Origin of the sequence: uncultured Amphritea sp., assembly GCF_937127095.1 — a bacterium.
Classification (GTDB): domain Bacteria; phylum Pseudomonadota; class Gammaproteobacteria; order Pseudomonadales; family Balneatricaceae; genus Amphritea.
This window is the reverse complement of the sequence record NZ_CAKZLP010000090.1, coordinates 1-14,970: the sequence shown is the minus strand read 5'-3', so window position 1 is coordinate 14,970 and position 14,970 is coordinate 1. Positions and strand designations below refer to the sequence as shown.

Annotated in this window: 17 protein-coding genes; 9 read left to right on the top strand and 8 right to left on the bottom strand. The window is 51.9% G+C overall.

What is annotated here, in order from left to right:
• Positions 1-163: 163 nt before the first annotated feature.
• From Q0499_RS23360 to Q0499_RS23345, 4 genes are all read right to left on the bottom strand, one after another.
• Positions 164-1,267, bottom strand: a complete 1,104-nt coding sequence (locus Q0499_RS23360; RefSeq protein ID WP_299205435.1) for a replication initiator protein A — start codon at positions 1,265-1,267, stop codon at positions 164-166.
• A 72-nt stretch (positions 1,268-1,339) separates the two neighbouring features.
• Positions 1,340-1,588: a ribbon-helix-helix domain-containing protein gene (locus Q0499_RS23355; protein ID WP_299205432.1), complete on the bottom strand. Its 249-nt coding sequence runs from the start codon at positions 1,586-1,588 to the stop codon at positions 1,340-1,342.
• A gap of 35 nt (positions 1,589-1,623) precedes the next feature.
• The gene (locus tag Q0499_RS23350; protein ID WP_299205429.1) at positions 1,624-2,268 is read right to left on the bottom strand and encodes an AAA family ATPase; all 645 of its coding nucleotides are present in this window, start codon (positions 2,266-2,268) and stop codon (positions 1,624-1,626) included.
• A gap of 398 nt (positions 2,269-2,666) precedes the next feature.
• Positions 2,667-3,260, bottom strand: coding sequence for a recombinase family protein (locus Q0499_RS23345; RefSeq protein WP_299205426.1), 594 nt, complete (start codon positions 3,258-3,260; stop codon positions 2,667-2,669).
• Positions 3,261-4,598: 1,338 nt separating this feature from the next.
• Between Q0499_RS23345 and Q0499_RS23340 the strand changes: the two genes are divergently transcribed.
• From Q0499_RS23340 to Q0499_RS23325, 4 genes are all read left to right on the top strand, one after another.
• A complete protein-coding gene (locus Q0499_RS23340) occupies positions 4,599-4,733 on the top strand; it encodes a hypothetical protein (protein WP_299205423.1) in 135 nt (44 codons plus the stop codon).
• A complete protein-coding gene (locus Q0499_RS23335) occupies positions 4,733-5,347 on the top strand; it encodes a hypothetical protein (RefSeq protein WP_299205420.1) in 615 nt (204 codons plus the stop codon). Before Q0499_RS23340 ends, Q0499_RS23335 begins: the two co-directional genes overlap by 1 nt.
• Before the next feature lie 82 nt (positions 5,348-5,429).
• The gene (locus tag Q0499_RS23330) at positions 5,430-5,846 is read left to right on the top strand and encodes a type II toxin-antitoxin system RelE/ParE family toxin (RefSeq protein ID WP_299205417.1); all 417 of its coding nucleotides are present in this window, start codon (positions 5,430-5,432) and stop codon (positions 5,844-5,846) included.
• A gap of 98 nt (positions 5,847-5,944) precedes the next feature.
• Positions 5,945-6,271 carry a helix-turn-helix transcriptional regulator gene (locus tag Q0499_RS23325; protein WP_299205414.1) on the top strand — a complete coding sequence of 109 codons (327 nt, stop codon included), beginning with the start codon at positions 5,945-5,947 and terminating at the stop codon, positions 6,269-6,271.
• Between the two features lie 2 nt (positions 6,272-6,273).
• On the opposite strand, the gene Q0499_RS23320 is transcribed toward Q0499_RS23325, so the two are convergent.
• Genes Q0499_RS23320 through mobC form a run of 4 tightly spaced genes read right to left on the bottom strand, consistent with a single transcriptional unit; the run spans position 6,274 to position 8,497 of the window.
• On the bottom strand, positions 6,274-6,465 hold the full coding sequence (locus tag Q0499_RS23320; protein ID WP_299205411.1) for a hypothetical protein: 192 nt from the start codon (positions 6,463-6,465) through the stop codon (positions 6,274-6,276).
• Between the two features lie 23 nt (positions 6,466-6,488).
• Positions 6,489-7,472, bottom strand: coding sequence for a relaxase/mobilization nuclease domain-containing protein (locus Q0499_RS23315; RefSeq protein WP_299205408.1), 984 nt, complete (start codon positions 7,470-7,472; stop codon positions 6,489-6,491).
• 4 nt (positions 7,473-7,476) lie between these two features.
• Positions 7,477-7,974 (bottom strand): DNA relaxase, encoded by a 498-nt coding sequence (locus Q0499_RS23310; RefSeq protein WP_299205405.1) that lies wholly within the window; start codon positions 7,972-7,974, stop codon positions 7,477-7,479.
• Positions 7,967-8,497: a plasmid mobilization relaxosome protein MobC gene (gene mobC / locus Q0499_RS23305; RefSeq protein ID WP_299205402.1), complete on the bottom strand. Its 531-nt coding sequence runs from the start codon at positions 8,495-8,497 to the stop codon at positions 7,967-7,969. Before mobC ends, Q0499_RS23310 begins: the two co-directional genes overlap by 8 nt.
• Positions 8,498-8,852: 355 nt before the next feature.
• Between mobC and Q0499_RS23300 the strand changes: the two genes are divergently transcribed.
• The 5 genes from Q0499_RS23300 to Q0499_RS23280 all read left to right on the top strand — a co-directional run bounded on the left by Q0499_RS23300 (position 8,853) and on the right by Q0499_RS23280 (position 13,399).
• Positions 8,853-10,106 (top strand): IS256 family transposase, encoded by a 1,254-nt coding sequence (locus Q0499_RS23300; RefSeq protein ID WP_299205399.1) that lies wholly within the window; start codon positions 8,853-8,855, stop codon positions 10,104-10,106.
• Between the two features lie 1,032 nt (positions 10,107-11,138).
• Complete coding sequence (locus Q0499_RS23295) at positions 11,139-11,453, top strand: hypothetical protein (RefSeq protein ID WP_299205396.1); 315 nt, start codon at positions 11,139-11,141, stop codon at positions 11,451-11,453.
• A gap of 11 nt (positions 11,454-11,464) precedes the next feature.
• A complete protein-coding gene (locus tag Q0499_RS23290) occupies positions 11,465-12,118 on the top strand; it encodes a type IV secretion system protein (RefSeq protein ID WP_299205393.1) in 654 nt (217 codons plus the stop codon).
• Positions 12,119-12,127: 9 nt separating this feature from the next.
• Positions 12,128-12,394, top strand: coding sequence for an EexN family lipoprotein (locus Q0499_RS23285; RefSeq protein ID WP_299205391.1), 267 nt, complete (start codon positions 12,128-12,130; stop codon positions 12,392-12,394).
• Between the two features lie 9 nt (positions 12,395-12,403).
• On the top strand, positions 12,404-13,399 hold the full coding sequence (locus Q0499_RS23280) for a type IV secretion system protein (RefSeq protein WP_299205388.1): 996 nt from the start codon (positions 12,404-12,406) through the stop codon (positions 13,397-13,399).
• Positions 13,400-14,970: the final 1,571 nt, after the last annotated feature.

Sequence of the window (14,970 nt, the reverse complement as noted above, 5' to 3'; positions counted from 1 at the left end):
GTCCCTAATAGACGGAATTCGGTCCCTAATAGACGGAATTCGGTCCCTAATAGACGGAATTCGGTCCCTAATAGACGGAATTAGCCTGTTGTTAGTAGTGATGCCAAGGCCAAAACCGTGTTGGGCATGACACCCTATCAGCCCGGTGTCGTCTTTCCGTCTATTAGGGACCGCTATCACCATTTTGGCGTAGCCTACGGGCATAGGACCTTGCCTCTTTGGCTGCTGCCGACCGATCCATGCCATCTGCTATCAACTGTTCCAGGTACTCCAACGCCCCGAGTCCATCCAGCTCAGCCAACCATGCACGGTGAGTCATTACCAGCAAGGGGCCACTTTGACCCTGCTCTTCCTCCAGTTGGTACTCGGGCAGATCATTTGCAGCTATGACCTTACGCAGGTTCTCTGTGAACTTCTTCCGTGTGCCAGTGCTACCACTGCGCTGGTAAAGAGTCTGAAAAGCCCACACGGCTTGATCCTTGCCAGCCGCTCGCCGAGCTACCCGATAGATAAAGCGCCCAATACCTGGTTCAATCAGGAAGTATTCGGGGTGTACTGTCAGCACATCTGGACGCTTACCTGCGGTGATCTCATTGAAAAGCCACTCTGGAGCTTCGATCTCAACCTGTTCAATCTTTCCGCTCTTGTTTCGAGACTTTATTCCGTAGCTACTTATCAGCCCCTGAGACTTTTTATTATCAAGCATATCCTGGCCGTCGTCTGATGGCTGATTGCGGTTGCGGACGTTCTTAATAGTGGTAGTCAAAAGACGATCTAGCGCCGCTTCGATCTCATCTGCTTGGCGTCCACCATCACCACGACGGCAGAATTTTAAAATGGACTTTACGTGTGGCCGGTAGATACGCGTTGGTTTCTTGCCCTTCCCTTCCCGATAGAGATTCATGGCTTCGGTCATATGTGAAACCATCATTAACACCAGGTCATAATCCCATATAGACGCCATCCCATAGGGGCCTGCTGAAACCTCCACATAACCGTCCGGCAGCTCATAGCGGATCAGCTCACCTGCCCTCTTGTCCCGCTTGGACAGGCGGAACACGGCCACGTCCATGATACTGCGGCTGTCACGGGTACCCACGTCATAGAGTGTTGGTACGAAAAAATCGGGTTGGCTATCCCCTGGTGGCGGCGTGCGAATATTCGATGTTGGTGCTGCCGTCTGTTCAGGCTCAGACCAAGCGCTATCAAAAAGATCCCCTTCTAGACTTTCCTCACCGGTTGGCTTCGGCCCTGATTTTTTGATCATGTGGCGGTCCTCCATTAGCCGATTAAGAATATTATTTAAATTTATTTTGAATATTCAAAGAAAATTAAAAAGCTATTCATTCAATGCTTTATACAAGGCCATTGAAATAAACGCGGATCGGCCCGTCCCCATAGCCTCAGCCCGTTCGTCCACCTGGCGCAGAAGCTCTGGTGCTATGGTGATACTGATCTGCCGCTTGTTCCCTTTTGTTATGCCTTTCTCATACGGAGCATCCTTTCCTGTTACTGCTCCTGCATCGGGCGCCCCAGTCAAGAAGGCTTCCGTTTTGTCTTGCGGCTTAGGCTTCTTTTGAATAGCCATCGAATTTACTCCCAAATGTCTTTGAATATTCAAAGTCAGTTAAAAATGATATCCATAAGCGCGGCCATTTCAGCGATAGCCTTGGGGTCTTTCGGTGTTAGTTCAGACACAGCCAACCCCGACCCGCCCGCGTTACTGAATGCTTTTCGACGGCGGATCACTGTCGGCAAATAGGTAAATTGGGGAACGTCGACTACAGCCTCAGCGGCTTCGGAATTGTCCGTGGATCGTTCACCAGGGTCAGCCATATTCAGTAGTGCGTAAGCGTTCAGTCCATCACGAACGCTACGGGCTTCATCCACCAACGAAGCCATATCTTCTAAAGCCCATACGTCATACGAACGTGGGGCAAATGGAACTAGGAGGACATCCGCCAAAATCAATGAAGCCCGCAACGCAGTCGAGTCACGGCCACCCACATCAATGATGATGTCACCCCACTTATGTGCCTGTTGCTGAACCTGGGAGCGCAGTTGTGGCCCGTCTGGATACTGGGCACACGCGATACCAGGTGCCCGTTCAGCCTCGGATCTGGCAGCGATAGCTGCGGCAGCCGTACCCTGTCGATCACCATCAATTAGCCACACATCCCGGCCTGCTAGTGCGCGGCTGACAGCGATTTGAACGGCAAGAGTGGTTTTCCCAACTCCGCCTTTAGTGTTCGCTATTGCTATAATCACGCTTTACACCTTTTTGAATATTCAAATAAGATTTATAGTATCTTAGAAAGAATACACTTGGTCAATAGAAAATGAATATTCATACACCGTTATTTTCAGCACAAAAGAGCAGAGCTAACGGACCAATATAGCGTGACTTTTCGTGTGCACGAACTGGGGGAAAGCAAAATGAATGAACCGAACCTGACCTGGGAAACCGCCCGCCTACTCTCAAATCTAGACGGGTTTGAAGCCCTGGGGCTCTCCATACAACGGTTGGACTACAAAGCTATAGAGCACGAATGTAATCAGCTGCTAACGGATCTCGAAAGAGGCCCTCGCCGTGCGGCATTGACAGAACTACGAGACACAGCCAGGTTGTGGCAATCCTAAGAGTAGGGGGCTCATTCGCCGGGTCACTATTTGTTAAACGCCCGGTACAAGGTCGAGCGATGCACCCCCAATAGGGCCGCAGCTTCCTTCACGGTGCGTCCTTCCTGGTCAACGAGGGCGCGAGCGTGGGCGATCTGCTCCGGGGTGAGGGTAGGGGGCGGGCCAAACTTCACGCCCTTGGCCTTGGCCACTTGGCGTCCGCTCCTGGTGCGGTCGATGATGAGCGAACGCTCAAACTCGGCAATGCCGGCGAACACAGTTAACACCATACGCCCGGCAGGGCTGGTCGTGTCAGCCCAAGGCTCAGCCAGACTGCGAAGCCCCGCGCCTGCCGACTGTATCTGTTCGGCTATGTCGAGCAAATCGCGGGTACTGCGGGCCAGCCGGTCGAGCCGTGTCACGGTTACAACGTCACCTGGTCGCAAGTGATCAAGTAAGCGGGTCAGCTCGGGGCGGTCACGTCGTGTGCCGGTCACCTTCTCGGAAAAGAGGCGAGAGCATCCGGCAGCAGCCAGCTCGGCCCGCTGGCTTACTAGCTCCTGGTCATCTGTACTGACACGGGCATAGCCCAACAACAGGCCTCCGCCCACCTGATCCAAGGAATTGGGTTCATGCTTCATAGTTCTGTCTCCGGTTATAGTCGCGTATATTCGTAATTATGCAACTAAAACCAGGAACACGAGAACACCAGGTAAACCAGGTAACACAGCCTACCCCGCACACTGTCGCACAACTTAGGACTTTTGCGACACGTCAGCACCACACCCACGAGGTTGTAAGAAACTGCGCCATAGGGGAAATTAGTCATTTTTGATTGACAACATACACACAAACAACCACTATACACACACTACTTAACCCTGTACGCAGCGATTCAGTTCGCTGGCTGTTAGGGTGAAGAAACCGGCCCAGTGCCGGTTTTTTCGCGTCTAGGGATTGAAATTTGTGCGAACAGCATTCTTTATCGACGGCTATAACCTCTTCTACGGCCTCTTGGCCGGCACTGAGTATAAGTGGCTAAATCTTCCAGCCCTACTAGCTCATGTTGCACGAGTCGAGAACCCTTCATTTGAACCTGACTCTTATCACTACTTCACAGCTCCAGTGTTGCCCAAATTAGCAACACGCGGACAGCAGTCGAAGCATGCTCAAGATACCTACCTTCGGGCACTTAAAGCGCATGGGGTCAATGTCATAGAAGGACGGCACCGCCTCGATCCAGCGAAGGCTCCTCGCTATGTTGACCAAGATACGCTCCCATCTCGGCAGGACCAAGTTGATATATGGAAGCTGGAAGAGAAAGAAACCGACGTTAACATCGCTCTAAGCATGTACCGCATGGCGGTTAGGCAGACTTCCCGGCTAGAGCACGAACGTATCCAACAAATGGTTCTGGTATCTGCTGACACGGATATGGGACCCGCGTTAAGGGCATTACAGGAAGACTTCCCCGATCTCACATTAGGGGTCATTCTACCGCACCGAGAAGGAATTGAACGTGGTGTCCCAGGTTCTCTTAAAAATCACTCACACTGGCTAAGGCGCCACATTACTCTTTTGGAACTAGAGACCCACCAGTTTCCACAACGGGTACCCACCAGAAAGAAACCCGCATACAAACCAGCATACTGGTGAGCCCAGTGCGGAACTACAACCATCATCTGCCACATCATCTGAAGCAGACTATGTGCGACAGAGGAATGAGTTACCTACGAAAATCCATCAGCCATTGACTGATATGAATCTTTAAGATTCTCATCATTTACTATTTTTCGTAAAAAATCATTCTACCATTTACCATTATGAGAATAATATTAACCATATTAAAATTTAATTATTTGTTTTTAAATCAAACACTTATGATGATTTTTTTACAGAAACATAATATCGCTATATCTAGATAAAAAAATCTGATCTGTGCATCATGTAAAGCATGTTGTCGGATACGAGGCTTTCTCATGGATACACTCATCACCCTATTAGACCGTCTTACTAATGCTGACCCTGCTGTATTGATTACTGTCGTTAGCGTTGTAGCACTACTGGTCATAGCTGAATGCGTTAAGGCTCTGGGTAGCAAGGAGGATAAATAATGGCCAAATGGAGTGCCGTACGAACCTGGTGGATACGGGATCTAGGCTTAAGTACTTTTATTGGCGGTCAGCAGACTGGATCTTCTATCGCTGCGCTCAAGGTCTTGATGGCCGTTGCGCTAATGGCAGACTTTCGGACACGCAAGGCCCGCAACAGCCTCTCTGATCTAGAGAAGCTGACAGGTCTATCAAAGCCAATGGTACTGAGAGGCATCCAGGAACTGGAGCAGAAGGCAATATTACGAGTTGACCGCAGTGGCCACGTAAGCGAGTACGAAATGACTGTGGCTCAAAAGGATGAGTATTGGTGCAAGCTACCCTATGACCTCCTTCGCAAGCAGTTGCCTGAAATCACCAACCGGGGAGTGGTTACACTGTCTGCGCTGAAGATTTACTTCTTGTTGGCATCTATTCGTCCGAACGACAGCGCTTCAGTACCGATTAAGCATGAAAAGCTTCGGGAAGAAACCGGGATTCAAACCCGGCATGTCCGCCCAGCACTGGATATCCTAATCAACCATTCGCTGATACGGGTTTCAGTTAACGAGGGTACAGACCCTGGAGAGTTCAAGGGACGCCACAACGTTTACACGTTGCGTGGATTGAAGGTGTGACCAGTATTTTTACCGGCCAAAATGAGAAAAATATCTGAATATCAATGTTTTAAAAATAAACAAACACGAGGAAAACAAAAATATGCCGAAGAAGTTTCAGTTTATCAACGCAGCAGCCAAGCGAGAGTTTCTGGCACTGCCTAAAGAGATCCAGCAGCAGTTCAGTACAGATTTGAACGCCGTCTGCCAAGACGAGACACCGTTCTCTGATTTCAAAGAATTGTCATCCAGTGTTGGGAAAGGGGCTATTGAGCTAATCGAAAACGGTAGCCCAGCCTACCGGACGATTTACTGTGCCAAGTACATAGATACGGTCTTCATCCTACATGCCTTCACCAAGACAACCAACGGCGTTGATCGTAAAGCTATGGATACAGCGAGCAAACGCTACAAGGATATGATGGAAGAAGTCCGCTCAGCAGAGCGCCAAGCTAAGGCACAGGCACGGCAAGCCCCCAAATCGGGGAAGAAGACACAAAGGAAAAGAAAGAGACGTTAATACCTAGCTATAGACCATGAAAATTATTCACTGCCAATTTATACGTAATTACGTATACTTCAACCATCATGCAACCAGATAGATGAGGAGTGATAAGCATGGAACGTCTCCAGTACGACAACATATTCGAAGCCATTACAGATGACGCCGCTGAGGCCGCTGATATGGAGTTCCGCGCAGATATGCTCTTAGTGATAAGAAAGATCATCGAGCAAAAAGGGTGGACACAAAAAGAAGCAGCAGCAGCCCTGGACGTGGCTCAGCCACGTGTTAGCGAGCTACTCAGAGGGAAGTTAGATCTTTTCAGCGCAGACAAGCTGATCAGCTTCCTTGCTAAGCTTGGCTACCGGATCAAGCCCCAGTTTGTACCGGGACGGCAGCAGCCTTTGAAAGTAAAAGTACGCCAAGAAGCACTAGCTGCATAGCTTTATGATGCGCCACCTTTCTTCCTGAGAGCTAATTCAGCACGCATCCAAGCCCCTGCTTCGGCTGCTTCCCGCCTCAGATTGGTTATCTCATCAGGTGTCAGCCTGCGAAAGGCTGGTTCTATATCCTGGTCAGGTTCGATACTGGCTTCATTGCCATCCAAAAAAGCGGGCTTGTTGTGATCGTCGTCCAAAACTACCTCCTTAATACCACTATCTAGCGCTCTTCGTCCTGGTCCTGCCCTCGATCTCGGGGATGCTGTACCTGGTTTCGCTGCTGTAGCTCGGCAACCTTCTCCTGGAGTTCATGGCGCTCCGTTTTCATCGGCGGCATATCCTTAACGAACGTCGCGATACTTCTGCCCAGCTCCTGATCCTCGGTGCTGTCGCTCTGAATCAGATCTTTTGCCGCCGTTAGCCAGGCTTTACGGACGTAAGTCTGCCGTTCCTTGATTCGTTCTTCCCATGGTCGTGGCTGCGGCTCCTTTCCGGCCCGCTCATCAGCAAAGCCCTGGACAATCTCACGGATCTTGGCCTGATCCACTTCCGGAGTCTGACCCCTGTCGCGCATGTGTTTGATTGCCTGGCTGATTCCTTTCTTGATAACACCACGGGTGCCCCTGGGTGTAGCTTCCGCTTCGACCCCTCGCCGTTCTAACTCACCGGCAAAGGCTTCTCTCCATTTCTGAAAATCGCCATTTTTCACCGTCAGACGATGGCCGTCATACCCCAGGTTTTTAACCGTTAGGTGAATGTGTGGGCTGTCGGTATCGGTGTGCAGCGCCATGACATACTGATAGTTCTCACCAAACTGCCGCTTGGCGAACGATCGCGCGGCCGCCTTAACATCACGCGGGTCCGTACCGGATGGCATCGACATCACAATATTGGTGGTATCACGGCTGTTCTTCCTGCGCTTGCCGCCGTCCTGCGCCCAGTCTTTAGCTAGGGACCTGACCGCTTCTTTCCCCTTGATGACGTCTCCGCGTTCGTCCTCGATCTCGATTTTTCCGTTCCGGCTGATATAGTCCAGGTGCGCTTGAACATGAGCGCCGCCTTTGGCGTTTCCGGAAACCTTCACCATGACCTCGGGGGCATGATTCACAATACGCCGGGCACGTGCTCGATTGGCCCCACTGCCTTTGTGCGTTACCTTGCCCTCCAGTAGGTCGGCTATGGTGTCGTCTGCCAGACTCCCCATTATGTCACCCTCGCTCAGTTCTCAGCGTTGCCTGTGCTGCCACCCCATACCGCTCTAACTCACTGACAAAGATCTCTCGCCAAGCCTGCGGGTCTCCATCCTTCACATGAAGTCGGCGTCCGTTGTGGCCAAAATTTAGAACAGTCAGTTGGACATGAGGGTTAGTCGATCCGGTGTGCAACGCCACAACGTATTGATGGTTACTGCCAAACTGCCGTCTGGCAAACGCCAACGCCGCCTCTCTCAATGAGCCAAGGTCGATTTCGACAGGGATCGACAGGACGATATTGGTGGTAAGTCGGGTGCCTGGCCGTTGCCTGCCCTGGAGCTGCGACCAGTCTTTGGCCAGATCTCGCACCATCGCCTCCGTGAACCAGGACAAACCTCGTTCGTCCTCAAGCTCTATAGCTCCATGATTACTGATGCTCAGCAAATCGTTCTCTACCTGGTTAGCATCGTGTGAATGGCTGACGATGCGCACAAATACCTCCGGCTTACTCATCGTCCCTCCACCGGTTCATGCTCCTGGATAATAGGCCCGCTACCTGCTCTCTGTGCTGCTCGATGCGGTCAGCCATCGCCTCAATGCCCTCTAGCTTGAGCTTATCACTCTCGCGAAACTCCACATTCAACGCCTTGGCCACCTGGTTGAGGTTTCGACCAATCGCGGCCAGCTCCCGGTTAGATTCACGCAAGGCCCCCACTTCGGCATCCGTCAGCACAGGTTCATTATGCAGTTCGGCCAGCACCATGGCCGTGACCCAACTGGTCCGGTTGGGATAGCCCTCTGCGTGGGCTCGAAGGGATAACTGTCGCTCCTGGCTGGGAGACAGACGAATGGTGAGCTTGCGTGTCCTGGTCTCCTGCTGATCCTCGCTCGCGGGCACCTCGATCTCTGCATCGATACCGGCGACGCGCTGAATCATACGGCGCAGCATCTCCGATTCACGTAGGCCGTTGGCCTGGCAAAACTGGCTCCAGGCGTGCTTTTCAGCATCAGTCAGTCGGGCTTCAACTCGCGGCATCGTCCTGTTTTCTCAACCGGTGGAATGGGGGGGGATATGGGGGATTATAGTAAAGTATCCCGGCATACGCCAGTGCTTAACGACTCCTGCAATAGTCATTAAATCCCCCCATTCTTTTCGTACGCACGAAAAACGTCGCACTTCACGCCCGGCGAGAATCACGGCCTGGATCAGCTGAATAACTCTTCTCCTGAACATCTGGAGACTTGCCCTGCCTCCGGCGCCTGAGTTCCTCTTTCGCCCATTTTCCTGCTTGCTGAGCTATGGTGATTTCTGGTGTATGGGGAGATAGAAGGATGGCGTATCCTGTTGATTGATCACGACCAAGATCTCAATCAACAGAAGGTGATACGCCATGACCAAGTCTACACTGAGAGCGCTTTCACAACCAGAAGAACAGGTGACAGATCCGCTGACTGAGTTGCTGCGCAATGGTGCCCGCGAACTGATCGCACAAGCCGTTGAAGCTGAACTTCAGGTGTTGCTGGAGCAGCATGCTGAACATCGGCTGCCGGATGGCCGCAAGGCTGTGGTACGCAATGGCTATCTGCCCGAACGCACTGTTCAGACGGGTATTGGCGATGTCGAGATCAAGGTACCAAAGGTCAGGGACCGCAGCGGCTCCGGTGTCCGCTTCAACAGCACTCTGTTGCCGCCATACCTGAAACGCGCCCGGAGTATCGAGGAACTGCTGCCCTGGCTGTATCTGAAGGGCGTGAGTACGGGCGATTACCAGGATGCGCTGTCCGCGTTGCTGGGCGATCAGGCCAAGGGGCTTTCCGCCAACACCATCAGTCGGTTGAAGCAGCACTGGATTGACGAGCACCGCAGCTGGTGTCAGCGTGATCTTAGCCAGAAGCGGTATGTATACTGGTGGGCCGATGGCATCTACAGCAACGTCCGCATGGATAATCGCCTCTGCCTGCTGGTGATCATCGGCGTCACAGAGCACGGGCACAAGGAACTGGTCGCCGTTGAGGACGGCTTTCGTGAGTCAGAAGACAGCTGGTCAGAGCTGCTGCTGGGCCTGCGTGAGCGAGGCCTGACGACAAGTCCTAAGCTGGCGGTCGGTGACGGTGCTCTTGGGTTCTGGAAAGCGCTTGCCAAGTGTTACCCTGATACCCGTCATCAGCGCTGCTGGGTGCACAAGACAGCCAATATCATGTCGGCACTGCCAAAGTCTGTTCAACCCAAGGTGAAGGCTGCACTGCATGATATATGGATGGCAGAAACACAAGACGATGCGCACAAGGCCTTTGACCGGGCGCTGGTGCGCTTCGAGTCGAAGTATCCTGGTGCCATGGAGCGCCTACGTAAAGACAGGGAAGAACTGCTGGCGTTCTACGACTTCCCGGCAGAGCATTGGGTTCACATCCGGACAACCAATCCGATCGAATCCACGTTCGCGACTGTCCGGCTGAGAACCAAACGAGCCCGGAACTGCGGCTCGCGAGAGACCACGCTGGCGATGGTCTACAAGCTGCTGGAATCAGCACAGAAGAACTGGAAGCGGATCAAGGGATTTAATCTGCTGACCCTCGTGGTCAACAATGTGAAGTTCAAGGACGGCGAACAAGTACAGGATCAATCAGACAGGAACGCGGCCTGATGCCGTACACCAGATTTGACAATAACTCCTGCTTGCTTCATCTCATTCCTGAGACCTTCTATCTCTTGCTCTGTCAGACGCTGACAACTCATCTATAACCCTCCATCCCAGTGACGAGCGTATAGGATACCCCCAAAACCTACCTCTCCCGTTCCTGCCAAAAAAACAGCCTTCCATGAGGCTGCGCCATTAGAAGTACGCACGAACTTCTGAACGCCTCGACCGGCAACCGTTGCTCACCTGACATACGCACGAACCTGTCTCACCTGTGTTCCAGGGAATCACGAGAGGGCCAGGCTAAACAGCACCGCCCTCCCTGAAGTGCATCACTCTTGCCATAGCAATGCACCAGGTCTGCGCGATCGAGGCATCAGATTTGCAATACATCTGCATCACGTAGGCACAGCTACCCCCGGCGCATACAGTACGGCACTAGCATGATCGCTATCTGGATGAGCTGAAGAAATAGACCTAAGTCGTTCGGTTCAATGTGCATATCGCCTCCTTCGGCATGGTTGCCACAGCACCAATATGCCGTCACGACCGCCACCAGACGTAGCACCACCACCTGTATAGAGCGTGCTTACACATCGAACATGAATTTATCTTAAAAAAAGATATTTATTTTTTGGATTGTACAATCCAAAAAACTAGGAAATAGACGCCATTAAAATAAAAAACCGCATTGTTTTCATATAATTACAAACCTATAAGCCTTTGATTTCATTAATATAATACAGCAGCGGTATTATTGCGTTAGTAGTGATAAGTAATTAACCTTTTATCAAGTTATTTATTAGACCTGGATGTTGGATAGGGATGAAAACAGAGCCAAAGACGGCCGCCCAGCGACAGCGTGAATATTCTGACAGGCAACGGGAAATGGGCCGACGACAGCGCTCCTTCTGGCTAACGGATAGGGAATATCACGATCTGAGGAAACGGCTAAAAGAGATTCGAGAAATGTCGGCGCTAAACGGGGATTGCGGCCCCGTTCGCGCCTAACCACAACTGCCTGAATAGGAGGCAAAAATGGCTGATAACCAGTTTACCACACCCACTTTTATTGACAGCGGCCTATCTAGGCTGTGCCGATCACACGCTGTCGAACGTCTCGCCATCGAGCGAGAAATTCAAACGCTGATGATCACTGCCGGTTATGCCCGCGACGTTCTGACCGTCGGGCAGGACGCCCTACCCGAGGACTTTTTTTCTTGCATCGAAGAGATGAAGGAACTCATGGAATCCATCGACCTGAAAAGCTTGGATTTTGAAAAACGCACGGTCGCGCTCAAGCGGAAAAAACGCCGCCTGGAAGCCAAAGCGACCCGCCAGAACTGCCAATAGGAGGCTCTACCATGAAGATCAAGAAAATTTCGTGCGCACGAAAAATAGCGGGGGTTGCCCTGGCAACCGCCATCACCCTGTCTCAGCCCGCGATGGCGGGCGGGATTCCTGTCATAGATGTGTCCAATCTGACCCAGCAGCTTTTGCAGGTACAGCACATGCTGAGTCAGATCCAAGAGCTGCAAGCCCAGCTCGAAACCGCCAACAAAACCCTGGACGGCATGAGTGGTTCGCGTGGGCTCGCTAGTGTTGTTGATACGGCGTATGACGTTGCCGTTAACGTCGATCCCGATTCAGTGCTGGCTAACGCCGGTATCAAGAGTGCAGCCGATCACGGCCTGTCCGGTAACGTGGCCAATCTGTACGACAGCAGCAACCGAGACGCCGCGCTCTGGCTCGGCCAGTCCCAGAAATCCCTGGAGCAGTCCCAGGAGCGTTTCGCAGATCTGACCGGCCTAGTCGCCAAGGTTAATGCCAGCCCGGACCAGAAGGACATTCTGGACCTTCAAGCCCGTATCAGCGCCGAAGCGGTATTCCTTCAAAACGAGCAAGCGAAGCTGGCTATGCTGCGCTCTCAGGCCGAAGCCAACCAGGCGATACAAAAGCAGCGCATCCAACAAATGGCTATCGAGTCTTTCGGCGAGCCTAAGAACATTGATTGGTAAGGAGGCCACATGAAGATCTATAGAATTTCGTGTGCACGAAAAATTGCACTCATGGTCCTGGTCAGCTTCGCGCTGACCGGGTGCTTTGATAAAGGCCCGGATACAGGACCATTGAAGACAGTGGACTGGTATAAGGCCCACGATGATGAACGCCAGAAAATACTTAAACTTTGCTCCAATAACCCCGGTGAGCTGGAAGACGATGCCAACTGTATCAACGCACTCCAGGCTGAGCGGGCACAGTCTTTCGGCAAGCCTAAAGACATCGAGTGGTAAGGAGGCTTTATGAATATGTGGCAGGGTGCCTTCCAACTCGTTGACGAAGGCCTGGATACTTATGTTGTCAGCACCGCCAGTGACTTAATTTCCTTCATCAGCCCAATCTTTAGCAGCATGTTGATTATATGGATCGCTATTTGGGGCTACTTAATGATGCTCGGAAAAGTAAGTGAACCGCTCCAAGAGGGCCTTTTCAGAATTATCCGAATCGGCTTCATTATGACGTTAGGGCTAACGGTCGGCACTTACATGGATGTCATCGTTAATGTTCTATCTAATGGCCCTGAAGAAATTGCTACCGTCATAACAGGATCTCCCGCAGACAACTCTGCTGTGATCTTAGACAACCTTTTAAACCGGGTTTTCAGCATAGGCAATGACGCCTGGAACAAGGCCGGTGTCATGAGCGGAAACTTCGGTTTATACATAGTTGCTCTATTAATAATGGGCGGAGGTTTGGCTGTTACGATTGGAATAGCATTCCTGATATTGGTCGGGAAAATGGCGGCAACTGTCTTACTCGCCATCGGCCCTTTATTCATCATTATGCTGCTATTTAATTCAACACAGCGCTTCTTTGAAAGCTGGCTAGGTATGGTGATTAACTTCGGAATGGTTCTAGTGCTGGGTTCAGCAATTGGCCGCTTGATACTAGATATTAGCAATGTTTTTATCGATAAAATGGCAGCAAGCGCTGATTTCACAGAGGTCTGGGCAGCAATGCTGCTTTTAGGTTTTTTTGGTCTATCAGCTCTGTTTTTAAAACAAGTACCTAATATGGCAGCTGCCCTTGGTGGTGGTGTTGCTCTTGCTACACAAGGAGCCCTCAGCTCTACAATGAACGCTATGCGCCCCTCTACGATCCGACGCCAGTATCGTGGTATCCAGCGTGACGCTCGACTTGCGGGCAGCGCGGCCACAGCACCATACCGAGGAGCTAAAAAGGCGTATGCTGCCTATCAGAAGCGCTTTGGCGCGGGCAACACAATTACAGGAGGGTAATGCCAATGGACGGCAAATGGTTCGACACCTGGCGGACACGCTGGGCGCGTCTTAAGCGAGCATGGGAGTTGGGAATAGCTGGATTGATTTTGGTGACAGGTATCGTGCTGCTCCTGGTCTCGATCCCCGAACTGCCAACCATGCTATGGGGAACCCTAACCGGAGACGGGGACGCTGCCAGCGCTCTGATTGTGAGCGTAGGTGCAATAGCTGTATGCGTACTCCAATGGCGGTGGCGCACAGCGTTTTACCCGCAACTCAGACGCGATGCTGCCGCAGCCCGTGCTGAGGAACACCCACAGGAGCCATCGGCCTGAGCCAGGGAGACTCATCACAACATCAATCAGCCGGGCCATGCCCGGCGTTTTTAACGCCAAAGGGGAAACGGTAGCGGTTCTACAGGTAGATAGCGGGGTCTGTACCTGTGTTAACCATCTCCAAATATGCGTTATCTAGCATCTCTGTCAGCGCCTCCGAATCAACACCCAACCGCTTTGCCTTACCTACCTGAATCCACAAGCCAACCAACCATATACAAGCCCTGTGGTGGCGGGCCGAATACATCTTCTAGCTTGCTCGCCAAGCTCTCGAAACCCTCTATCTGTTCAGGGGTCAGATACTCCGCCGCCTGCTCCGGTGTCGGCACTGCTGTCTTTGCCATTGCTCTAGCCTCCCTTCTGGTGTGTTTGGAGTGCTCTAAGGGGATGGGTTAGCCCTGATCCGCCTCTTTCTTAGACGGGGGCGCTTCCTGGATGCCGCGGGCTTTTGGATCGCTCCGGGCGGTAGGTCAGACCGCGCACTGTGCGGCCTTCTGGGCGCTTTTCTTGGCTTGGGCATGGCAATCCCTTGCCTTGCGCCCTATCGGCGCTCCTGCGGCCTCTCCGGCGCTCCTGCGGCCTCTCCGGCGCTCCTGCGGCCCGGCTCTGGCTCGATGCTCGATGCTTGCGGCACTTCCCTTTTGGCGTTGAAACCTTCCACGAAACCAACCGGCGGCACGGTATCCAGTCCTTGGCACCGCACTAGCAGCCACTCCCCCCTGATTAACCTGTTTTCTACGGCCTTTCAGTCGCTATGGTGGCTAGTTCTTGGCTTAACAACGTGCGGATACCTCCAGAACGGTTAGAAACAGGCACAGGGCCTTTTTCTGGCTCCGGGGGTAGGGTTGGCACCGGCACGGCAAGCCGTGCCATAAAAAGAGTTACTGGCCTTTGGCCAGGCATTAATTAGGCCGACGCGGAGCGGCGGGGCGAAGAGAGCGAAGCGAACGGAGGGTAGGCGTGCCGATAGGCACTTTTTGAAGCTGTTTTTAGGCTCAGAGCTGAACTGTCCTACTGACCAAACGGGTTTTAATAAGTTTTATTCAGTTTTAATAAGTTTTATTCAGTTTTAATAAGTTTTATTCAGTTTTAATAAGTTTTATTCAGTTTTAATAAGATTTAGACCGTAAAAAACATGAATTCATCATTATAAAACAACAAGTTACAAATTCACCGAGTCCCTAATAGACGGAATTCGGTCCCTAATAGACGGAATTCGGTCCCTAATAGACGGAATTCGGTCCCTAATAGACG